This window comes from Bacillus sp. FSL R5-0431 (genome assembly GCF_038002985.1).
Classification (GTDB): Bacteria; Bacillota; Bacilli; order Bacillales; family Bacillaceae; genus Bacillus.
In genome coordinates, this window is the sequence record NZ_JBBOOG010000001.1 from 55,684 (window position 1) to 75,527 (window position 19,844).

Below are 19,844 nucleotides of genomic sequence, written 5' to 3' on the forward strand. Positions count from 1 at the left end.
AAATGTGATACAATATTGATACTTATGTTTAGATGGAGAAGTAGGTGAAATGTTTGCGTATTTTAGAAAAAGCACCGGCAAAAATTAATCTCTCACTTGATGTTCATGGAAAAAGACCGGATGGATATCATGAAGTGGAGATGGTGATGACAACAATAGACCTTGCAGATCGACTAGAGCTGACGGAGCTGGACAAGGATGAAATCCGTGTATCATCTCATAATCGATTCGTGCCAGATGATCAGCGTAATTTGGCTTATCAGGCGGCTAAATTACTCAAAACAAGGTTCGGTATTCAAAAAGGTGTATCAATTGTCATCACAAAAGCAATTCCAGTCGCAGCAGGTTTAGCTGGGGGCAGCAGTGATGCGGCAGCAGCTCTTCGCGGCTTAAATCGTTTGTGGAAATTAAACCTCACGTTAGATGAACTAGCTGATCTTGGAGCGGAGATCGGCTCAGATGTGTCTTTTTGTGTACACGGAGGCACAGCACTAGCGACAGGACGTGGAGAAAAGCTGAAGCATATTGCGACACCGCCGCATTGCTGGGTGATTTTAGCGAAGCCGGTGATTGGGGTATCTACAGCTGAAGTCTATAGACAATATGACGCAAGCAAAGTAGAACACCCAAATGTAAAGCGTATGATTGAAGCGATTGAAGCGAAAGATTATAAAGAGATGTGCGGCTCACTCGGCAACGTTCTAGAGTCTGTGACATTAAAGATGTACCCAGAAGTAGATATGATCAAAAGACAGATGAAGCGTTTCGGTGCTGACGCTGTTTTAATGAGTGGAAGCGGCCCTACAGTATTTGGCTTGATTCAATATGAATCGAAGGTACAAAGAATATATAACGGACTGAGAGGATTTTGTGATCAAGTATACGCTGTCCGCATGATCGGCGAACAAAATGCCCTTGATTAAATCCGTATATTAAGTTATATTTATCATAAATTATTCGGGTTCTGGGGGTAAGTTCATGAAGTTTCGTCGAAGCGGCAGATTGGTGGACTTAACAAATTATTTGTTAGCCCACCCGCACGTACTAGTACCATTAACTTTTTTTGCAGAAAGATATCAATCTGCGAAGTCCTCCATTAGTGAAGACTTAACGATTATCAAACAGACCTTCGAACAGCAGGGAATAGGCACATTGCTTACTGTACCTGGTGCTGCTGGCGGAGTGAAATATATTCCAAAGATTCACCTAAAAGAAGCAGACGACGTAGTAAACGATATCGGAGAGGCTCTATCGACTCCTGAACGTGTACTTCCTGGCGGTTATTTATATTTAACCGATGTTTTAGGTAATCCATCAATTCTTGCGAAAATCGGTAAGCTGTTTGCGACCATCTTTGCAGACCGTGCGATTGATGTCGTCATGACCGTTGCGACAAAGGGTATTCCAATTGCCTATTCTGTTGCGGGTTATTTAAATGTGCCTGTTGTGATCGTTAGAAAAGATAATAAGGTAACCGAAGGATCAACTGTAAGTATTAACTACGCGTCAGGTTCGTCTAACCGAATTCAAACCATGTCACTTGCAAAGCGGAGTTTAGATAAAGGATCCAATGTCCTAATCATTGATGACTTTATGAAAGCGGGCGGAACCATTAACGGCATGATGAATTTGCTTGAGGAATTTAATGCAAATGTTGCAGGGATCGGTGTTCTTTTAGAAGATGAAGGCGTAAATGAACGTCTCGTTGATGAATATGTATCGCTTTTAAAGCTTTCAACCATTGATATGAAGCAGAAGATCATTGAGATCAATGAAGGCAATTTCCACGAGTTTTTTCATTCGAAAGCTTAAGCTTTGATCAAACATGTAGTTGAATGGGAGAGATTGATATGACAAAAGTTGTTCAAACCAAACATGCACCAGCAGCCATTGGACCTTACTCTCAAGGGATTATTGTCAATAACATGTTTTACAGCTCAGGGCAGATTCCATTAACGCCAGCTGGAGACTTTGTAAATGGAGATATTAAAGAACAAACACATCAAGTCTTCCGTAATCTTGAGGCCGTACTTGAAGCAGCAGGTGCTTCCTTTGAGACAGTCGTGAAAGCAACAGTTTTTATCAAAGATATGGAACAATTCGCAGAAGTAAATGAAGTGTACGGTGAGTATTTCCATACACATAAGCCAGCTCGTTCATGTGTGGAAGTAGCAAGACTTCCTAAGGATGCACTCATAGAAATTGAAGTGATTGCATTAGTAAAGTAAACAGGCAGTCTCAACGAAAGCCGTTTGGTTTCATCATATGCAGGAAAAGACATCATCATGATGTCTTTTTTTCACGCAGAGAATGTAAGCGTCGTCACCAAAATGACAAATAATGTATAAATATCCCGATATTTCAAAAAAAGTTTAAAAAAAGAGCAGGAGAATCACCACAATCGTTGAATACCTAAGTAATGCTTTTATATTGGGAAAAGGTGGTGAACTACTGTGGAAGTTACTGACGTAAGATTACGCCGCGTGAATACCGATGGTCGCATGAGGGCGATTGCATCCATCACGCTGGACCACGAATTTGTTGTTCATGATATTCGTGTGATTGATGGAAACAATGGGTTGTTTGTGGCAATGCCTAGCAAACGCACGCCTGATGGAGAGTTTCGCGATATTGCACACCCAATTAATTCAGGTACTCGGGGTAAAATCCAAGATGCTGTATTAAATGAATATCATCGCTTAGGCGAAGAGGAAGAAACAATTGAATATGAAGAAGCTGGAGCTTCTTAATCATATGTGAATCCAAAAAGACAGATTTAAGAGAAAATGGAATGTTTTCTTTTAAATGCTGTCTTTTTTGCGTTTTTACTCTTGTTTCTTTTGTCTTCCATCCATTAGAAAATTATTGCACTTCCTCTTGTATCCTTGAAATCAGTCCTTATTTAGGATATATTTTTCTATGGATAATAGGGATATTGGAGGCCAATCAATGGATAAGCGGTTCGCAGTGATTTTAGCAGCGGGAAAAGGAACGAGAATGAAGTCAAAGCTATACAAGGTACTTCATCCAGTTTGCGGAAAGCCAATGGTCGAGCATGTGGCAGATGAAGCGTTAAAGCTTTCTTTAGCCAAGCTAGTGACGATCGTCGGTCATGGAGCAGAGAACGTCAAAGAGCAGCTTGGAGACAGAAGTGAGTATGCACTTCAAGAAGAACAGCTGGGAACAGCACATGCCGTCAAACAAGCAAAGTCGTTCCTTGCGCAGGAAAAGGGAACAACCATTGTCATTTGTGGTGATACGCCATTATTGACAGCGGAAACAATGGAAGCTATGTTGAGCGAGCATCAAAAACATCAAGCGAAAGTCACTATTTTAACAGCACATGCGGATGACCCGACAGGTTATGGTCGTATTATTCGTGACGAAACCGGTGCTGTCGTGAAAATTGTGGAGCATAAAGATGCGAATGATGCGGAACGTCAAGTGAATGAAATTAATACAGGGACCTATTGTTTTTCAAATGAAGATCTCTTCCGTGTGATTGAGCAAGTATCGAATGAAAATGCACAGGGTGAATACTATTTGCCAGACGTCATTGAAATTTTAAAGAATGAAGGGCAAACGGTTGCAGCATATCAAACACCGCATTTTGAAGAAACACTTGGAGTCAATGATCGTATCGCTCTATCACAAGCAGAGCAATTCATGAAGCGACGTATTAATCATCAGCATATGAAGAATGGTGTGACCTTGATTGATCCTGAGAACACGTATATTTCACCAGATGCTGTCATCGGTGAAGATACAATCATTTATCCTGGGACGGTCATCAAAGGGAATGTAAAAATCGGTGCAGACGCTACTATTGGGCCAAACACTGAAATTGTTGACAGCATCGTCGGAGATCGCACAGTGATTAAGCAATCTGTCGTCTGCGATAGTGAGGTTGGAGTCGATGTGACAATTGGGCCGTTTGCTCATATTCGCCCGTTGTCGAAAATTGGCGATGAAGTGAAGATCGGGAATTTTGTCGAAATCAAGAAAACGGTTTTCGGTGACCGCAGCAAAGCATCTCATCTAAGCTATATTGGAGATGCAGAGGTCGGAACTGATGTAAACCTTGGCTGTGGATCTATTACAGTCAACTATGATGGGAAGAACAAATTCTTAACGAAGATTGAAGATGGCGCTTTTATTGGCTGTAATTCAAATCTAGTAGCACCAGTCACTGTCGGAAAAGGGGCATATGTTGCAGCTGGTTCAACGGTTACAGAAGATGTACCGCAGGATGCATTGTCTATTGCTAGAGCAAGACAAGTCAATAAAGAAGATTATGTGAAAAATATTCATAAAAAATAATCCAAATACCCGGAGGTTTACCATGTCTAATCGTTATGCTGATGCGAATTTAAAGATATTCTCTTTGAATTCAAACCCTGAACTTGCTAAAGAAATTGCCGATCGTATCGGAGTTGATGTAGGAAAGAGCTCTGTTAAACGCTTTAGTGACGGTGAAGTCCAAATCAATATTGAAGAAAGTATTCGCGGCTGTGATTGTTATGTCATTCAATCAACGAGTGCGCCAGTCAATGAGCACATTATGGAACTGCTCATTATGGTGGATGCACTAAAACGCGCTTCTGCGAAAACGGTCAATATTGTGATCCCTTATTACGGATATGCACGTCAAGATCGTAAGGCAAAACCTCGTGAGCCAATCACTGCGAAGCTTTTTGCGAACTTGCTTGAAACAGCAGGTGCTACTCGTGTCATTGCACTTGATCTTCATGCGCCGCAGATCCAAGGTTTCTTTGATATTCCAATCGATAACTTAATGGCTGTGCCAATCTTAACAAACTATTTCGAACAGAAAAATTTGAAGGATATCGTCGTTGTGTCTCCAGACCACGGTGGTGTGACACGTGCGCGTAAAATGGCAGACCGCCTGAAAGCGCCAATCGCTATTATCGACAAACGTCGTCCGAAGCCAAATGTTGCTGAAGTGATGAACATCATTGGTAACATTGAAGGCAAAACGGCGATTCTCATCGATGATATCATTGATACGGCTGGTACCATTACACTTGCTGCAAATGCACTTGTGGAAAATGGAGCGGCTGAAGTATATGCTTGCTGTACTCACCCAGTATTGTCTGGACCAGCAGTAGAACGTATCACAAATTCTAAAATAAAAGAATTGGTTGTGACAAACAGTATTCACTTAACAGATGACAAGAAAGTTGAAAAATTCATTCCGCTTTCAGTTGGGCCTTTGCTTGCAGAAGCCATCATCCGTGTACATGAAGAAGAATCTGTGAGCTACCTTTTTAGCTAATTTTCTGATTAAAAAAGGCCCTAGGCATCAGCTTGGGGTCTTTTTGCTGTCATCATTCATAGCAAATAGGTTTAAAATGATTCGCTTATGGGTAATTATGAGAGTAGTGACAAAAATGAAATAGGATGGTGCTGAATATGGCAACTTTAAAAGCAAATAAAAGAACTGATTTCAAACGTTCCACACTGCAAAAAATCCGTCATTCAGGACACGTTCCTGGTGTCATATACGGAAAAAATACAGACAACCTGGCTGTTTCACTAGACAGCATCGATTTATTAAAGACCTTACGTGATGAAGGAAAGAATACAATCATCACATTAGACGTGAACGGTGAAACAAAATCCGTGATGGTCACAGAATTACAAACAGATCCGCTGAAAAATGAGCTTGTCCATGCAGATTTCCAAGTGGTCGACTTACAGCGTGAAATTGAAGCAGATGTACCTGTCCAGCTGATTGGCGAATCTAAAGGGGTAAAAGATGGCGGTGTGCTTCAGCAGCCACTATTTGAACTATCCATTACAGCGAAACCAAAAGATATCCCGCAGCATATTGAAGCCGATATTACAAACTTAGAAGTGAATGATGTCCTAACAGTCGCTGATTTGCCTGTTCAATCATCATTTCAAGTGAATAACGATCCAGAAGAAGTCGTGGCATCCATTTTGCCGCCTCAGCAATCAGAGGTTCCTGAGCCAGATAGCGAAGAGGAACCAAAAGAACCTGAGGCCATTAAAGAAAAGGATAACGATGGAGAATAACTGGTCAATTAGAGACGTAACCCTCCCGCGGTTGCGTCTTTTGTGCTAGAATGAAAAGAATTCATACGTTTTTACATGAGGCAATCCTATTGGCTCATTTTTTAGGCGTTTGCTTTGTGACAAAGGAGGTTATTGGTTTCATGATTGCATTCGTTGGATTGGGTAATCCAGGAAAAGAATATGAAAAAACAAGACATAATGTCGGGTTTATGACAATAGATGAATTATCGAAAAAATGGGACATCCCCTTAAATCAATCAAAATTCCATGGACAATTTGGAACAGGGTTTGTTTCAGGGCAAAAGGTTCTACTTGTAAAGCCGCTTACATATATGAACTTATCAGGAGAATGCGTGCGTCCGCTAATGGATTACTATGATATTCCCCTTGAACATTTGAAAGTCATCTATGATGATCTTGATTTGCCAACTGGGCGGATTCGTTTGCGTACAAAAGGAAGTGCAGGCGGACATAATGGAATCAAATCGTTGATTCAGCATTTAGGGTCACCTGAGTTTGACCGATTCCGTATCGGCATTGGACGTCCTCAAAATGGCATGAAGGTCGTCGATTACGTGCTAGGACGCTTTTCTGAAGAGGAGCAGCCTGACATTGCATCAGCCATTCAGGCGTCTGTCGAAGCTTGCGAGGCGGCTTTAACAAAGCCATTTTTAGAAGTGATGAATGATTTTAACAAGAAGGTATAAGAATGATAAGCAAAGCACATACTGATTATAAAATCTCAGCATGGGAGGATCACGTATGGCTTTGCATTATTACTGCCGGCACTGTGGTGTAAAGGTTGGCAGTCTAGATGAATCCGCTGTTCAAAGTGAAGCACTTGGATTTCATCACTTAACAAATGAGGAAAGAAACGATATGATTTCTTATAGGGAAAATGGTGATTTACATGTACAAACCATTTGTGAGGATTGCCAAGAGGCGCTCGAAAGAAATCCTGATTACCATCAGTATCATACCTTTATTCAATAAAAAGCTTTGGTGTAGATAATAGACCAAAGCGTTTTTCTGTTTTAAACAAGCAGGGAGGAGGAGCCAAATGAAAAATATACAATCATTTATCAAACAAAGTGATGATTTTCAGTCCATTTTTAATGGGCTAAAGGAAGGGTTAAAAGAACAGCTGCTCGCCGGACTATCAGGCTCCGTCAGATCTTTATTTACAGCCGCTATATCAGACGAACTTAAGCGGCCGATGTTTATTGTGACTCACAACTTGTATCAAGCGCAGAAGGTAACAGATGATCTTGCCAGTGTGATTTCAGATCGCTCGGTCCTTCTTTATCCTGTTAATGAACTCATTGCTTCAGAAATTGCCGTTGCCAGCCCTGAGCTCAGAGCACAGCGTCTAGATGTTCTGAACCGGCTGGCGAATGGAGAAAACCCCATTATCGTCACACCGGCTGCAGCGGTGCGCAGAATGCTTCCGCCAGTTGAGCTCTGGAAGGAGAGTCAGATCCATTTAAAGCTCGGTGAAGAAATTGATTTGGAGGCGTTTTCAAAACAACTTGTACAAATCGGTTATGACCGGACGTCGATGGTTGCTGCGCCCGGAGATTTTAGTGTGCGCGGAGGAATCATTGATCTTTATTCGTTAACGGAAGATCATCCGATCCGTATTGAGCTGTTTGATACAGAAGTAGACTCGATTCGAACGTTCCACTCAGATACACAGCGTTCATTAGAAACACTTCAAGAGATTAAAATCGGTCCCGCAAAAGAGCTGATTGTGAGAGGTTCTGAACGAGTGAGAGCCATTGAACAGCTTGATCAAGGACTTGCGAAGAGCTTAAAGAAATTTAACTCAGACCAGCAAAAAGAACTGCTTCATCAACATATTTCTGCTGATCGAGAGAAGCTGCTAGAAGGTATCGTGACACAGGAAATGACGAAGTACCTGTCCTATTTCTATGAAAAGCCTGCTAGTTTGCTAGATTACACATCACAGGATACGATTATTATTTTAGATGAAATTAGCAGAATTCAGGAGATGGAAGAACAGCTTGAACAGGAAGAAGCTGATTGGACAATTAGCCTGCTTGAAGAAGGTAATATCCTTCATGATTTATCCCTTTCTTTCCCGTTCCAACAACTGATCAATCAGCAATCGCGGTCTATTCTGTACTACTCCTTGTTTCTGAGACATGTCCAGCAGACAAATCCGCAAAATATCGTCAATGTATCTAGTAAGCAAATGCAGAATTTCCACGGGCAGATGAATGTGCTTGCGAGTGAAATTGAACGCTACAAAAAACAACAATACACAGTTGTCTTCTTAGGTGCGGATGAAGAGCGGACAGATAAACTATCTTCTGTCTTACATGATTATGACATTGAAGCCGCTCTTGCCAAGCCGGACGCCGAGCTTGTAAGAGGACAGGTGTATATTTTACAAGGTGAGCTGCAAACAGGCTTTGAACTGCCGTTATCGAAAATTACCGTGATCACAGAAGGCGAGCTCTTCAAGAAACGTGTGAAGAAGCAGGCACGTAAGCAAAAGCTGACCAATGCAGAGCGAATTAAGAGCTATTCAGAGCTTCAAGTCGGCGATTATGTGGTGCACATTAACCACGGAATCGGTAAGTATTTAGGAATTGAAACGCTTGAAATCGGCGGCATTCATAAAGATTATTTAAATATTCATTATCAAGGAAGCGACAAGCTTTATGTACCGGTTGAACAAATTGATCAGGTGCAGAAGTATGTCGGATCAGAAGGTAAAGAACCAAAGCTGTACAAACTAGGCGGCAGCGATTGGAAACGTGTGAAGAAAAAAGTGGAAACATCTGTACAGGACATCGCAGATGATCTCATTAAGCTGTATGCGGAACGTGAGGCAAGCAAAGGGTATGCCTTCTCGCCTGATCATGAGATGCAGCGCCAGTTTGAATCAGCGTTCCCTTACCAGGAAACAGATGATCAAATCCGTTCGATTCACGAAATCAAACAAGACATGGAGCGGGAGCGTCCAATGGACCGCCTGCTTTGTGGAGATGTGGGATATGGAAAAACAGAAGTGGCGATTCGAGCGGCCTTCAAAGCCATTGCTGACGGAAAACAGGTTGCTCTGCTTGTACCGACAACAATCTTAGCGCAGCAGCATTTTGACACGATTATGGACCGATTCCAAGACTACCCTGTCAAAATCGCTCAGCTGAGCCGTTTCCGTACAAGAAAAGAAACAACCGAAACGTTAAAAGGGCTGAAAAACGGAACGATTGATATGGTCATCGGCACACACCGTTTGCTTTCTAAAGATATTGTCTATAAAGACTTAGGTTTGTTGATCATTGACGAAGAGCAGCGTTTTGGTGTGACGCATAAAGAGAAAATTAAACAGATGAAAGCCAATATCGATGTACTGACATTAACGGCTACGCCAATTCCGCGTACGCTGCATATGTCTATGCTTGGCGTACGGGATTTATCGGTTATTGAGACACCGCCTGAAAACCGTTTCCCTGTTCAAACCTATGTGGTCGAGTACAATGGCGCTTTAGTCAGAGAAGCGATTGAGCGAGAACTAGCACGCGGCGGTCAAGTGTACTTTCTTTACAACCGTGTTGAAGATATTGAACGCAAAGCAGATGAAATCTCCATGCTAGTCCCAGACGCGAAAGTCAGCTATGCACATGGGAAAATGAGTGAGAACGAGCTGGAATCAGTGATGATCAATTTCCTTGAAGGTGAATCAGATGTATTGGTCAGTACCACCATCATTGAAACGGGAGTCGACATTCCAAATGTGAACACGCTCATCGTCCACGATGCGGATAAAATGGGGCTTTCTCAGCTGTACCAGCTAAGAGGACGAGTAGGACGTTCGAATCGTGTCGCATATGCTTATTTCACGTATCGAAAAGATAAAGTTCTGTCTGAAGTAGCAGAGAAGAGACTTCAAGCTATTAAAGAATTCACAGAGCTCGGATCAGGATTTAAAATTGCGATGCGTGATTTAACGATTCGAGGAGCAGGAAATTTACTTGGTGCACAGCAGCATGGATTCATTGATTCTGTTGGATTCGACCTCTATTCTCAAATGCTGAAAGAAGCCATTGAGGAAAGAAGAGGCGATACAACGGCTCAAGATAAATTCGAACCGGAAATCGATCTGCAAATCGATGCCTACATCCCGGACACTTACATTTCGGATGGGAAGCAAAAGATCGAGATGTATAAACAGTTCAGAGCGATTGGATCAATTGAAGAGCGAAAAGAGCTTCAAGATGAAATGATCGACCGATTTGGTGAATATCCGCAAGAAGTGGCGGACTTGTTCACGATTGCGACGATGAAAGTATACGCAGTGCAGGAACGTGTCGAACTGATCAAGATGGAGAAAGGCATTGTCAGGCTTACTCTTGAAGAGCAAGCAAGCAGTGAAATCGACGGTCAAAAATTATTTGCGCTCAGCAGTAAATATGGCCGTGATATAGGCTTGGGAATGGAAGGCAGCAAGCTGATTATTTCTGTCCAAACGAAAGGCAAGAAGACCGAGGAATGGCTTGAGATCGTTCTGAATATGCTTCGAGGCCTTCAAGAAGTGAAAAAAGAAACCATTCCATCTTCATAAAATTTTGTTTGTCTCTCGTGTATATTACGTTTGATGTGACGGATACTAAACTCAGGGTCAAGTGGTGAATGTTGCATAAAGTGGACGCTTTTGTTCCATTCACCCAACACATCATCAAACGAAAGAGAGGCAGCAGTGAATGAAAGCAACTGGAATTGTACGCCGCATCGATGATCTAGGTAGAGTGGTTATTCCGAAGGAGATTCGCAGAACATTGCGCATCCGGGAAGGAGATCCGCTTGAGATTTTCGTCGACCGCGATGGAGAAGTGATTTTGAAGAAATATTCGCCGATTAGTGAGCTAGGAGACTTTGCGAAGGAATATGCTGATGCATTATTCGACAGTTTGGGTCATTCCATCCTGATCTGTGATCGAGATACGTATATTGCTGTATCCGGCAGTTCGAAAAAAGAGTACTTAAACAAATCCATCAGTGATTTACTTGAACGAACAATGGACCAGCGTAATTCTGTATTAGAAGAAAGCAAAAAAGAAATTCAACTTGTCGATGGTATTGATGATGACGTATCTGCTTATACCATTGCACCTATTGTTGCAAACGGAGATCCGATTGGCGCCGTCGTCTTATTTTCTAAAGAGCGTTCAATGGGAGAAGTGGAGCATAAAGCGGCAGAAACGGCAGCTGGCTTCTTAGCCCGTCAAATGGAACATTAGGTCTAATAATTCTATATCATATAGATAAAACGAAAGAATGCCGATGAAATCATTTGATTTTGTCGGCGTTTTTTATATGGGATGAAACAAAACGAGGAATGTGCCGTCTACTTTTTAGAAAGAAACGGCTTTTCATTCACGTATGATATAATGAGTGCGTTTAACTGTAGATCTATTTTTAAAGGAGTCATCCATGAAAAATGCTGTGAATCAGCCGCATTGGCTTTTCCAGGGTGCGGTGATTTTGACCATCGCAGGCTTGTTATCAAAGGTACTAAGTGCCGTTTATCGTGTTCCGTTCCAGAACATCGTAGGGGACACAGGGTTTTATATTTATCAGCAAGTGTATCCCTTCCTTGGCATTGCCATCATGCTTGGCACCACAGGGTTTCCTGTCATGGTGTCCAAGCTTCTGAGTGAGCATGGGGAAGAGAATCGAAGGATCATTACAAGGGTATCCTTGGTCTATATCACTTTACTGAGCTTGGTCTTATTTCTTTGTCTTTACATAGGAGCAGGCAGAATTGCGAGCCTTATGGCGGACAGTCAATTAATCCTGCTCATCCAAATGAGTGCTTTCGTGTTTTTATTTCTTCCGCTTACCGTGATGCTGAGGGGAGTTTTTCAGAGTGACGGTATGATGCTTCCAACGGCTATTTCTCAATTGGTGGAGCAACTCATCAGGGTAGGCGTCCTGCTTGTTTTATCCTTCTATTTCGTGAGGCGCGGCTATTCGCTTTATGAAACAGGGGCGGGTGCGGTCTTCTCCTCCATAGCGGGGAGTGCGGCCTCGCTTATACTGCTTCTTTTTCTTTGGCTGACATACCGGAAACAGCCTGCTGCAAGTATGACAAGCAAACAGGCGACACTTCGGAAAAAGGATGTTTTGAAGAGTTTGGTGCTGTATACATTCACGATTTGTGTCAGCGGATTGCTCATTTTATGGATGCAAATGGTTGATGCCTTTCATCTGTATGCGTTGCTACGCAGTGAGGGTCTGAGTGAAGCCGCGGCAAAGGCGGCAAAAGGTGTGTATGACCGAGGACAGCCGTTCTTACAGCTAGGGACGGTGTTTGCCATTAGCATCGGAACCTCTCTTGTGCCATTTTTATCGGCGGCCATGAGGAATGGAGAGCATGAAGCGATAAGGCAAAAAGTGCGTACATCGTTTAAGACCACGTCGGTTTTAGGGATTGGTTCAGCAGTTGGGCTGATTTGTATTCTAGCGTCAGTCAATACCATGCTTTTTCGTAATGACTTAGGCACCGATGCGCTGCAAATATTCTGTATTTCCATCGCATTTACATCGATTGCGATTACGCAAGCAGCTTTACTTCAAGGGCTCGGGCATACTGTGTATCCGGCTGTTGTGGTGATTCTCAGTGTGCTGGTGAAATGGATACTAACGCTTGCACTTGTCCCGCTATTTGGCATCTACGGTGCCGCATGGTCAACCGTATGTGGTTTTCTCGCTGCGGCTCTGCTCAATGCCGTTTATTTGAGACATAAAGGATGGATTTCGTTGAGAGAGCTGTTCCCAGTGAAAATTCTTTTATCGGCTGCTTTCATGGCCATTGTCTTAATAGGGTATCAGGCACTGTTTTCTTGGGTCATTCCCTTTGAAAAACGTCCTTTTTTCGCTTTAGAGAGCCTGACGTCAGTTTTTATTGGTGGTTTCGCCTTTTTATATAGTATTCTTAAGCTAGAAGTATTTACGGACGAGGAATGGAGACTCATTCCATTAGGAGAAAAGATTTTATATTTTAAACAGATGAGAGGGAATCGAAATGGCAGGTAAGATTACCGTCGTCGGTCTCGGGGCAGGCGACATGGATCAGCTGACGCTCGGTGTATACAAGCAGCTGAAGCAGGCGAAAGAAGTATTTATGAGAACGCAGGATCATCCGCTTACCGCAGAGTTGATGCAGGAGGTCTCATCGCTGACCTTTTTTGATGAAATTTATGAAAAACACGATCAGTTTGATTCGGTATATCAGGAAATCACTGAAATTTTATTTACAGAGGCTGCGGAAAAGGATATTGTGTACGCAGTACCAGGACACCCATTTGTCGCAGAAAAGACCGTCCAGCTATTAGTTTCTCAGCAGCAAGAGCGCGGGATTGAGGTGTCTGTTGCTGGTGGACAAAGCTTTTTGGATGCGACGTTTAACTCCTTGCAGATTGACCCAATCGAGGGATTACAATTCGTTGATGCAGGAGATATGAGAGCGGACGATCTGAAATTGACCCAGCATGTCCTCATTTGTCAGGTATATGATCAGCTGACCGCTTCGAATGTGAAACTCACGCTGATGGAAAAGCTTCCTGACGATTATGAAGTCTATATTGTGACTGCGGCTGGAAGCAGTCAGGAACAGATTACTGCCGTTCCTTTATTTGAACTTGATCGAGATGTGTCGATAAATAACTTAACGAGTGTTTATGTACCTCCGATTCAAGATGAAAAGCTGCTTTTTCAACAATTTGACACTTTCCGTGACGTCATACGTACATTAAGAGGTCCGGGCGGCTGTCCATGGGATCAAAAACAAACCAATGAGTCACTTAAACCATATTTAATTGAAGAATGCTATGAACTGCTTGAAGCGATCGATGAAGATGATCCAGACCATATGGTGGAAGAGCTCGGAGATGTGCTGCTGCAGGTGTTACTTCACGCCCAAATTGGTGAAGATGACGGCTTTTTCTCAATTGATGACGTCATCCAGCATGTCACAGAAAAAATGATTCGTAGACATCCCCATGTGTTTGGTGACACAAATGTTTCTGAAGCAGCAGATGTGGTCGCCAACTGGGAAAAAATCAAGCAGCAGGAGAAGCCGGAGCGGGCAGCCTCCATTTTGCAATCCATCCCGGCGACGCTTCCAGCACTAACAAAGGCATATAAGCTCCAAAAGAAAGCCGCCAAAGTAGGCTTTGATTGGACAGATGTGAAAGATATTTGGAACAAATACGAAGAAGAGAAGCAGGAATTTCTCGTTGAAGTGGCAGAGAAGCCGGACGAAAGTGCAACGAAGCAGATGAAAGATGAATTTGGAGATCTTTTGTTTGTTCTCGTCAACATTGGAAGGTTCTATCAGCTAGAGCCTGAAACGGCACTCGCTTCCGCCAACACAAAATTCATGCGTCGCTTTCTGCATATCGAACAAAAAGCAAAGGACATGGGACGTTCATTAGAGGACTTAACGCTAGAGGAAATGGACGATCTATGGAACGATGCCAAACGTATAGAAAGAGGTGAGCATACATGAGACTAGATAAATTTTTAAAAGTGTCCCGTTTAATTAAAAGAAGAACATTGGCAAAAGAAGTAGCTGATCAAGGCAGAATTTCTATTAACGGCACACAGGCGAAAGCCAGCTCTGACGTGAAAGAAGGAGACGAGCTTCAAATCCGTTTTGGTCAAAAACTTGTGACGGTTCAAGTCAACGAGTTAAAGGACACGACGAAAAAAGAAGAAGCCGCTGGCATGTATACTGTGCTAAAAGAAGAAAAAACAGCAGAATAGGGCTTGTTCTAAATGATCCTCCTGTCACATACAATGCAGTAACAATGCAAGTATGAGATATGGGGGATGTATAAATGAATCAATATTATAATCAACCTCAAGGCACGAAGCTGTCATCAGAAGCGGAGCACAATATCACAATGCGAAACAGAAAGCATTTAGATATTACCGGCGTCAAACAGGTGGAAAGCTTTGATAATGAAGAATTTCTGCTTGAGACGGTCATGGGGATTCTCGCTATCCGTGGAGAAAATCTGCAAATGAAAAACCTAGACGTCGAAAAAGGCGTTGTATCGATCAAAGGGCGTGTCTTTGACTTAATTTATGTAGATGAGCAGCACGGGGAGAAAGCTAAAGGATTTTTTAGCAAGCTGTTTAAATGACGCTGACAGTCCAGTTTTATACGATGCTTTCGATGGTAGCGATGGGCATCTGGCTGGGCGCATCGCTTGATACGTACAAGCTGTTTGTGAATCGGGAAAAGACAGCAAAATGGCTTTTGGTCATACACGATCTCCTTTTTTGGCTGGTACAGGGCCTCTTATTCTTTTATGTCCTGCTGCTGACAAATGAAGGAGAATTCAGGCTTTATATCTTTCTAGCCGTTGCACTAGGTTTTTCGATGTATCAGGCATTGATGAAACAGCTGTATATGAACATTCTCAAGTTTATGATGATGTGTGTGTATCAGACCGCTCTCGTCCTTAAACGGCTGGTTATGTCCATCGTCTTCCAGCCAATCCGCTGGCTGCTGACCTTAATCATAAGTGCTATTATGTTCTTGCTCCACTTGCTCTTACGTCTTGTTCATTTTACGTTTCGGCTCGTGTGGAAGGTGCTGTCGATTGTTTGTTATCCGCTCATCTGGTTACTCAATGTGACCATTATTCATCGGATTCCCGAAAAATGGCGAACATCAATGAGATTGTTTTTCTCAAAAGGAGCAGGAATTTTACAAGGCACCAAGAAATTATCTGGTACCATCAAAACGAAATGGAAACAATTCTGGACAAAGTAAGAGAGGAGGCCTTCAACCTTGAATAAGAGAAAAAGAAATATCGCACAAATTCAAAATGATTACCAAAAACAAATGGAACAGCAAGCACAGCGCTTAAAACGCAAACGCCGTGGACTCCTTAGAAGGCTTACCGTGTTTGGTGTGATTGTGCTCATGTTTGCTGTCTTGGTGACAAGTGCCCTCTGGTCGCAATCGTCCTCATTAAAGGAAAAAGAAGAGAAGAAGGTTGCGCTTGAAAAAGAATTGAAGCAATTACAAACAAAGCAGGAAGATATTTCTGATGAAATTAAAAAGCTGAAAAGCAAAGAATACGTACTCGAACTGGCACGACGAGACTATTATATGTCCAAAAAAGGCGAAAAAATCTTTGATGTGGGCAATAAGAGCGATTAGCCTTGTTGACACTTAAAATTCAGTTTATGTATAATTGAACAAATGAGATTTTTTTATAAGTCTAAGGAGGAGCACTTTTTTTATGTCGATTGAAGTTGGCAGCAAGTTACAAGGGAAAGTTACGGGCATTACAAATTTTGGAGCTTTTGTGGAGTTGCCAGGCGGTTCAACTGGTCTCGTTCATATCAGTGAGGTAGCCGATAACTATGTAAAAGATATTAATGAGCATTTAAAAGTCGGTGAACAAGTTGAAGTGAAAGTGATTAACGTTGAAAAAGACGGTAAAATCGGCTTGTCCATTAAAAAAGCAAAAGATCGTCCTCAACAACAACAATCAAGACCGAGCAGAAATGATTTCCGTCCGAAGGAATCGTTTGAGCAAAAAATGAACAAATTCTTAAAAGATAGTGAAGACCGCTTAACATCTTTAAAACGTAACACGGAATCAAAACGTGGGGGACGCGGAGCAAGAAGAGGTTAACTTGTTGCTGCTTTCTATATATCTTTCACAACAAAGCACCTGCTGTCCGCAGGTGCTTTTTTTCTTGATCCATACGACATTTTTGATATTTCGTCATTTAATTTAAAACTTTCTATTGACGGACAAGCGATTCCTTTGTATTATAGATCTTGTGCTTCTTAGCGCATTTTTATTATGGCGGTGTAGCTCAGCTGGCTAGAGCGTACGGTTCATACCCGTGAGGTCGGGGGTTCGATCCCCTCCGCCGCTATCCTTTTTAGTAGAACATAAAAGCAAGGCCCGTTGGTCAAGCGGTTAAGACACCGCCCTTTCACGGCGGTAACACGGGTTCGAATCCCGTACGGGTCATCTTCAAAACAGCTTTCTTTAGGAAGGCTGTTTTTTTGTGTCTTCGTAAAATTCTGATGAAAGACATCGACTTTCATGAAAGTATGCCTCTTTGACGAATAAAGCGTCGAACGTTTTATGGAAACGACAACTTCTTTTGACAAAATTTCTTTTTCACCTTCGCTATAATGACAAGCAACGAATATCAGGTGGGGGATGAAAAGATGGAAAAACTAGAAAGAAGAACTGATTTAACAGGAGCGGGGTTTGAAAGAATCAGTGCAGGGTTAAAAAAGATGAAAAACCTGTTTCTTCATCACACGCATTCTCTTTTTTTCTATAAAGGGTTTATTTATGTTGTTCTTGGTTTTTTATTAGGACGAGCCTTTATTTTATCTGAAATTATGCCGTTTGCTCTGCCTTTCTTTGGCTCCATGCTGCTTATCAAAAGAGATAAGGCCATGCTTGCTTGTCTCGCTTTACTCGCTGGAGCCATGACGATATCACCTCAAAACGCATTGTTTGTGTTTGCGTCGTTAATCGTGTTTCTCCTTATGTCCAAGGTGGTTTCTTTCATCATCAAAGACCCAGTGAAAACATTGCCGGTTGTCATTGTGCTGTCGATGCTGATCACCCGAGGAGCATTTGTTTACCTAGAGCAAGGTGCTGTGCAAAGCTACGATTACGTCATGGCGGGTGTTGAAGCAGGACTTGCCTTCATTTTGACACTGATTTTCCTTCAAAGCCTGCCGATTTTTACAGTCAGGAAAATCAAACACTCCTTAAAGGTTGAAGAAATTATTTGCTTTATGATTTTAATTGCCTCAGTTTTAACAGGTCTGGCTGGCATCACATTTCAAGGGATGCAGGCAGAGCATATTTTGTCACGTTATGTAGTGCTGAGCTTTGCTTTTATTGGAGGAGCCAGTATTGGTTGTACGGTGGGTGTCGTGACAGGATTAATTCTCGGTCTCGCTAACATCGGAAACCTTTATCAGATGAGTCTTCTTGCCTTTTCAGGCTTATTAGGGGGACTGCTGAAAGAGGGGAAGAAAGCAGGCGCAGCCATTGGCTTAATTGTGGGTTCCTTACTTATTTCCCTATACGGAGAAGGATCAGCAGGTCTCGTGACCACGCTGTATGAATCACTTATTGCAGTTGCGCTCTTCTTACTCACGCCACAATCAGTGACCTCTAAGGTAGCGAAATATATTCCTGGTACGGTAGAGCATGTACAGGAACAGCAGCAATACGCCCGGAAAGTACGAGATGTGACAGCAAAAAAGGTAGACCAATTTTCTAATGTATTTCATGCGCTGTCTGAGAGTTTTGCGACATTTTACGAATCCATTCCTGAAGAAAAGAAGCAGGAAGAGGATGTAGATCTTTTTTTAAGTACGATCACAGAACGATCCTGTCAAACGTGCTATAAGAAAAATAAATGCTGGGTGCAGAACTTTGATACAACCTATGAACTGATGAAACAAGTTATGCATGAATCTGATGAAAAAACCTACGAGCATAACCGGAAATTGAAGAAGAAATTTAGCCAGCACTGCTCAAAATCAAAACATGTCGAGGAATTGATTGAAGAGGAGATCGCTTACTATAAAGCCAACCAGACCCTGAAGAAAAAGGTCCAAGACAGCAGACGACTTGTAGCCGAACAGCTGATGGGGGTCTCACAAGTGATGGAGGATTTTTCCCGGGAAATAAAACGAGAAAGAGAACAGCATTTTATTCAAGAAGAGCAGATGATAGAAGCACTTCAGCACTTTGGGATTGAAATTCAGCAAGTAGAAATTTATAGCTTGGAGCAGGGGAATGTCGATATTGAAATGAGAATCCCATATTGCCAAGGACATGGTGAATGTGAAAAAATCATCGCTCCCATGCTCTCAGATATTTTAGAAGAACAGATTTTAGTCAAAGCAGAGCAGTGTGCAGAGCACCCAACAGGCTATTGCCACGTTGTATTTGGCTCTGCAAAATCATATCGAGTGGCTACAGGCGTAGCGCATGCAGCGAAAGGCGGAGGGTTAGTGTCTGGGGATAGCTACAGCATGATGGAGCTGGGTGCGGGCAAATATGCCGCAGCTATTAGTGATGGAATGGGCAATGGAGCAAGGGCTCATTTTGAAAGCAATGAAACGATTAAGCTGTTAGAAAAAATATTGGCGTCAGGTATCAATGAAAAAGTGGCAATCAAAACCATTAATAGTATTTTATCTTTACGAACGACGGATGAAATCTATTCTACATTAGATTTATCAATTATTGATTTACAGGATGCGAGCTGTAAGTTCCTCAAGATTGGTTCAACACCCAGCTTTATTAAACGAGGTGAACAGGTGATGAAGGTACAAGCGAGCAACTTACCGATTGGGATTATTGATGAATTTGAAGTGGAGGTAGTGAGTGAACAGATGAAGGCAGGAGATCTGCTGATTATGATGAGTGATGGCATTTTTGAAGGACCAAAGCATATTGAAAATCATGATCTGTGGGTGAAGCGCAAAATGAAAAGCTTTAAAACAGAAGATCCGCAAGAGATTGCTGATTTATTAATGGAAGAGGTCATTCGAACAAGAGCGGGTCAAATTGACGACGATATGACGGTTGTTGTCATCAGGCTTGATCACAACACACCAAAATGGGCATCCATTCCGACTGGTACATTCTATCTTGAGAAACAAGAGATTTCTTAAAATATCGTATAATATGAATTTCTTCTGGCGATGATGGGGATATAAAGCATTCAGTTAC

Annotated in this window: 19 protein-coding genes and 2 tRNA genes; all 21 read left to right on the plus strand. The window is 42.3% G+C overall.

Features of this window, described 5'->3' with window-relative positions:
* Nucleotides 1–53: 53 nt before the first annotated feature.
* Nucleotides 54–923: a 4-(cytidine 5'-diphospho)-2-C-methyl-D-erythritol kinase gene (gene ispE, locus MKZ03_RS00300; protein WP_034665703.1), complete on the plus strand. Its 870-nt coding sequence runs from the start codon at nt 54–56 to the stop codon at nt 921–923.
* 55 nt (nt 924–978) lie between these two features.
* The gene (gene purR, locus MKZ03_RS00305; protein ID WP_034665706.1) at nt 979–1,812 is read left to right on the plus strand and encodes a pur operon repressor; all 834 of its coding nucleotides are present in this window, start codon (nt 979–981) and stop codon (nt 1,810–1,812) included.
* Nucleotides 1,813–1,850: 38 nt separating this feature from the next.
* Nucleotides 1,851–2,228 carry a 2-iminobutanoate/2-iminopropanoate deaminase gene (gene ridA / locus MKZ03_RS00310; protein WP_334750979.1) on the plus strand — a complete coding sequence of 126 codons (378 nt, stop codon included), beginning with the start codon at nt 1,851–1,853 and terminating at the stop codon, nt 2,226–2,228.
* Nucleotides 2,229–2,453: 225 nt separating this feature from the next.
* Complete coding sequence (spoVG, locus tag MKZ03_RS00315; RefSeq protein WP_034324487.1) at nt 2,454–2,750, plus strand: septation regulator SpoVG; 297 nt, start codon at nt 2,454–2,456, stop codon at nt 2,748–2,750.
* 199 nt (nt 2,751–2,949) lie between these two features.
* Nucleotides 2,950–4,320, plus strand: coding sequence for a bifunctional UDP-N-acetylglucosamine diphosphorylase/glucosamine-1-phosphate N-acetyltransferase GlmU (gene glmU, locus MKZ03_RS00320; RefSeq protein ID WP_034665711.1), 1,371 nt, complete (start codon nt 2,950–2,952; stop codon nt 4,318–4,320).
* 22 nt (nt 4,321–4,342) lie between these two features.
* Nucleotides 4,343–5,296, plus strand: coding sequence for a ribose-phosphate diphosphokinase (locus MKZ03_RS00325; protein WP_060595354.1), 954 nt, complete (start codon nt 4,343–4,345; stop codon nt 5,294–5,296).
* Nucleotides 5,297–5,433: 137 nt separating this feature from the next.
* Nucleotides 5,434–6,060, plus strand: coding sequence for a 50S ribosomal protein L25/general stress protein Ctc (locus MKZ03_RS00330; RefSeq protein WP_307498826.1), 627 nt, complete (start codon nt 5,434–5,436; stop codon nt 6,058–6,060).
* A 140-nt stretch (nt 6,061–6,200) separates the two neighbouring features.
* Nucleotides 6,201–6,767: an aminoacyl-tRNA hydrolase gene (gene pth, locus MKZ03_RS00335; RefSeq protein ID WP_012008658.1), complete on the plus strand. Its 567-nt coding sequence runs from the start codon at nt 6,201–6,203 to the stop codon at nt 6,765–6,767.
* A gap of 55 nt (nt 6,768–6,822) precedes the next feature.
* Nucleotides 6,823–7,053, plus strand: a complete 231-nt coding sequence (locus MKZ03_RS00340) for an anti-sigma-F factor Fin family protein (protein WP_003217967.1) — start codon at nt 6,823–6,825, stop codon at nt 7,051–7,053.
* Between the two features lie 67 nt (nt 7,054–7,120).
* The gene (gene mfd / locus MKZ03_RS00345; protein WP_341030639.1) at nt 7,121–10,654 is read left to right on the plus strand and encodes a transcription-repair coupling factor; all 3,534 of its coding nucleotides are present in this window, start codon (nt 7,121–7,123) and stop codon (nt 10,652–10,654) included.
* 139 nt (nt 10,655–10,793) lie between these two features.
* Entirely contained in the window at nt 10,794–11,330 is a 537-nt protein-coding gene (spoVT, locus tag MKZ03_RS00350; protein WP_003217990.1) for a stage V sporulation protein T, read from the plus strand.
* A 193-nt stretch (nt 11,331–11,523) separates the two neighbouring features.
* Nucleotides 11,524–13,128: a putative polysaccharide biosynthesis protein gene (locus tag MKZ03_RS00355; RefSeq protein WP_341030641.1), complete on the plus strand. Its 1,605-nt coding sequence runs from the start codon at nt 11,524–11,526 to the stop codon at nt 13,126–13,128.
* A complete protein-coding gene (mazG, locus tag MKZ03_RS00360) occupies nt 13,118–14,602 on the plus strand; it encodes a nucleoside triphosphate pyrophosphohydrolase (RefSeq protein WP_341030642.1) in 1,485 nt (494 codons plus the stop codon). The genes MKZ03_RS00355 and mazG overlap by 11 nt, the downstream gene beginning before the upstream one ends.
* Nucleotides 14,599–14,859 (plus strand): RNA-binding S4 domain-containing protein, encoded by a 261-nt coding sequence (locus MKZ03_RS00365; protein WP_008341839.1) that lies wholly within the window; start codon nt 14,599–14,601, stop codon nt 14,857–14,859. Before mazG ends, MKZ03_RS00365 begins: the two co-directional genes overlap by 4 nt.
* A 74-nt stretch (nt 14,860–14,933) precedes the next feature.
* Nucleotides 14,934–15,242: a sporulation protein YabP gene (yabP, locus tag MKZ03_RS00370; protein ID WP_003217974.1), complete on the plus strand. Its 309-nt coding sequence runs from the start codon at nt 14,934–14,936 to the stop codon at nt 15,240–15,242.
* Nucleotides 15,239–15,877 carry a spore cortex biosynthesis protein YabQ gene (gene yabQ / locus MKZ03_RS00375; RefSeq protein WP_060595359.1) on the plus strand — a complete coding sequence of 213 codons (639 nt, stop codon included), beginning with the start codon at nt 15,239–15,241 and terminating at the stop codon, nt 15,875–15,877. The genes yabP and yabQ overlap by 4 nt, the downstream gene beginning before the upstream one ends.
* Nucleotides 15,878–15,895: 18 nt before the next feature.
* Nucleotides 15,896–16,270, plus strand: coding sequence for an FtsB family cell division protein (locus tag MKZ03_RS00380; protein ID WP_003217952.1), 375 nt, complete (start codon nt 15,896–15,898; stop codon nt 16,268–16,270).
* Nucleotides 16,271–16,352: 82 nt separating this feature from the next.
* Nucleotides 16,353–16,751: a S1 domain-containing RNA-binding protein gene (locus MKZ03_RS00385; RefSeq protein WP_003217901.1), complete on the plus strand. Its 399-nt coding sequence runs from the start codon at nt 16,353–16,355 to the stop codon at nt 16,749–16,751.
* A 176-nt stretch (nt 16,752–16,927) separates the two neighbouring features.
* A tRNA-Met gene (locus MKZ03_RS00390) sits at nt 16,928–17,001 on the plus strand.
* 26 nt (nt 17,002–17,027) lie between these two features.
* Nucleotides 17,028–17,099 (plus strand) — tRNA-Glu (locus MKZ03_RS00395).
* 203 nt (nt 17,100–17,302) lie between these two features.
* Nucleotides 17,303–19,786 carry a stage II sporulation protein E gene (spoIIE, locus tag MKZ03_RS00400; protein WP_095286202.1) on the plus strand — a complete coding sequence of 828 codons (2,484 nt, stop codon included), beginning with the start codon at nt 17,303–17,305 and terminating at the stop codon, nt 19,784–19,786.
* Nucleotides 19,787–19,844: the final 58 nt, after the last annotated feature.

What these genes read in the sequence shown, in the direction of transcription:
- MKZ03_RS00330 (WP_307498826.1), top strand. Translation starts at nt 5,434, where the DNA reads ATGGCAACTTTAAAAGCAAATAAAAGAACTGATTTCAAACGTTCCACA.
- MKZ03_RS00340 (WP_003217967.1), top strand. Translation starts at nt 6,823, where the DNA reads ATGGCTTTGCATTATTACTGCCGGCACTGTGGTGTAAAGGTTGGCAGT.
- yabP (WP_003217974.1), top strand. Translation starts at nt 14,934, where the DNA reads ATGAATCAATATTATAATCAACCTCAAGGCACGAAGCTGTCATCAGAA.
- MKZ03_RS00385 (WP_003217901.1), top strand. Translation starts at nt 16,353, where the DNA reads ATGTCGATTGAAGTTGGCAGCAAGTTACAAGGGAAAGTTACGGGCATT.
- mfd (WP_341030639.1), top strand. Translation starts at nt 7,121, where the DNA reads ATGAAAAATATACAATCATTTATCAAACAAAGTGATGATTTTCAGTCC.
- spoVT (WP_003217990.1), top strand. Translation starts at nt 10,794, where the DNA reads ATGAAAGCAACTGGAATTGTACGCCGCATCGATGATCTAGGTAGAGTG.
- MKZ03_RS00365 (WP_008341839.1), top strand. Translation starts at nt 14,599, where the DNA reads ATGAGACTAGATAAATTTTTAAAAGTGTCCCGTTTAATTAAAAGAAGA.
- spoIIE (WP_095286202.1), top strand. Translation starts at nt 17,303, where the DNA reads ATGGAAAAACTAGAAAGAAGAACTGATTTAACAGGAGCGGGGTTTGAA.
- mazG (WP_341030642.1), top strand. Translation starts at nt 13,118, where the DNA reads ATGGCAGGTAAGATTACCGTCGTCGGTCTCGGGGCAGGCGACATGGAT.
- yabQ (WP_060595359.1), top strand. Translation starts at nt 15,239, where the DNA reads ATGACGCTGACAGTCCAGTTTTATACGATGCTTTCGATGGTAGCGATG.
- purR (WP_034665706.1), top strand. Translation starts at nt 979, where the DNA reads ATGAAGTTTCGTCGAAGCGGCAGATTGGTGGACTTAACAAATTATTTG.
- glmU (WP_034665711.1), top strand. Translation starts at nt 2,950, where the DNA reads ATGGATAAGCGGTTCGCAGTGATTTTAGCAGCGGGAAAAGGAACGAGA.
- MKZ03_RS00355 (WP_341030641.1), top strand. Translation starts at nt 11,524, where the DNA reads ATGAAAAATGCTGTGAATCAGCCGCATTGGCTTTTCCAGGGTGCGGTG.
- ridA (WP_334750979.1), top strand. Translation starts at nt 1,851, where the DNA reads ATGACAAAAGTTGTTCAAACCAAACATGCACCAGCAGCCATTGGACCT.
- pth (WP_012008658.1), top strand. Translation starts at nt 6,201, where the DNA reads ATGATTGCATTCGTTGGATTGGGTAATCCAGGAAAAGAATATGAAAAA.
- MKZ03_RS00325 (WP_060595354.1), top strand. Translation starts at nt 4,343, where the DNA reads ATGTCTAATCGTTATGCTGATGCGAATTTAAAGATATTCTCTTTGAAT.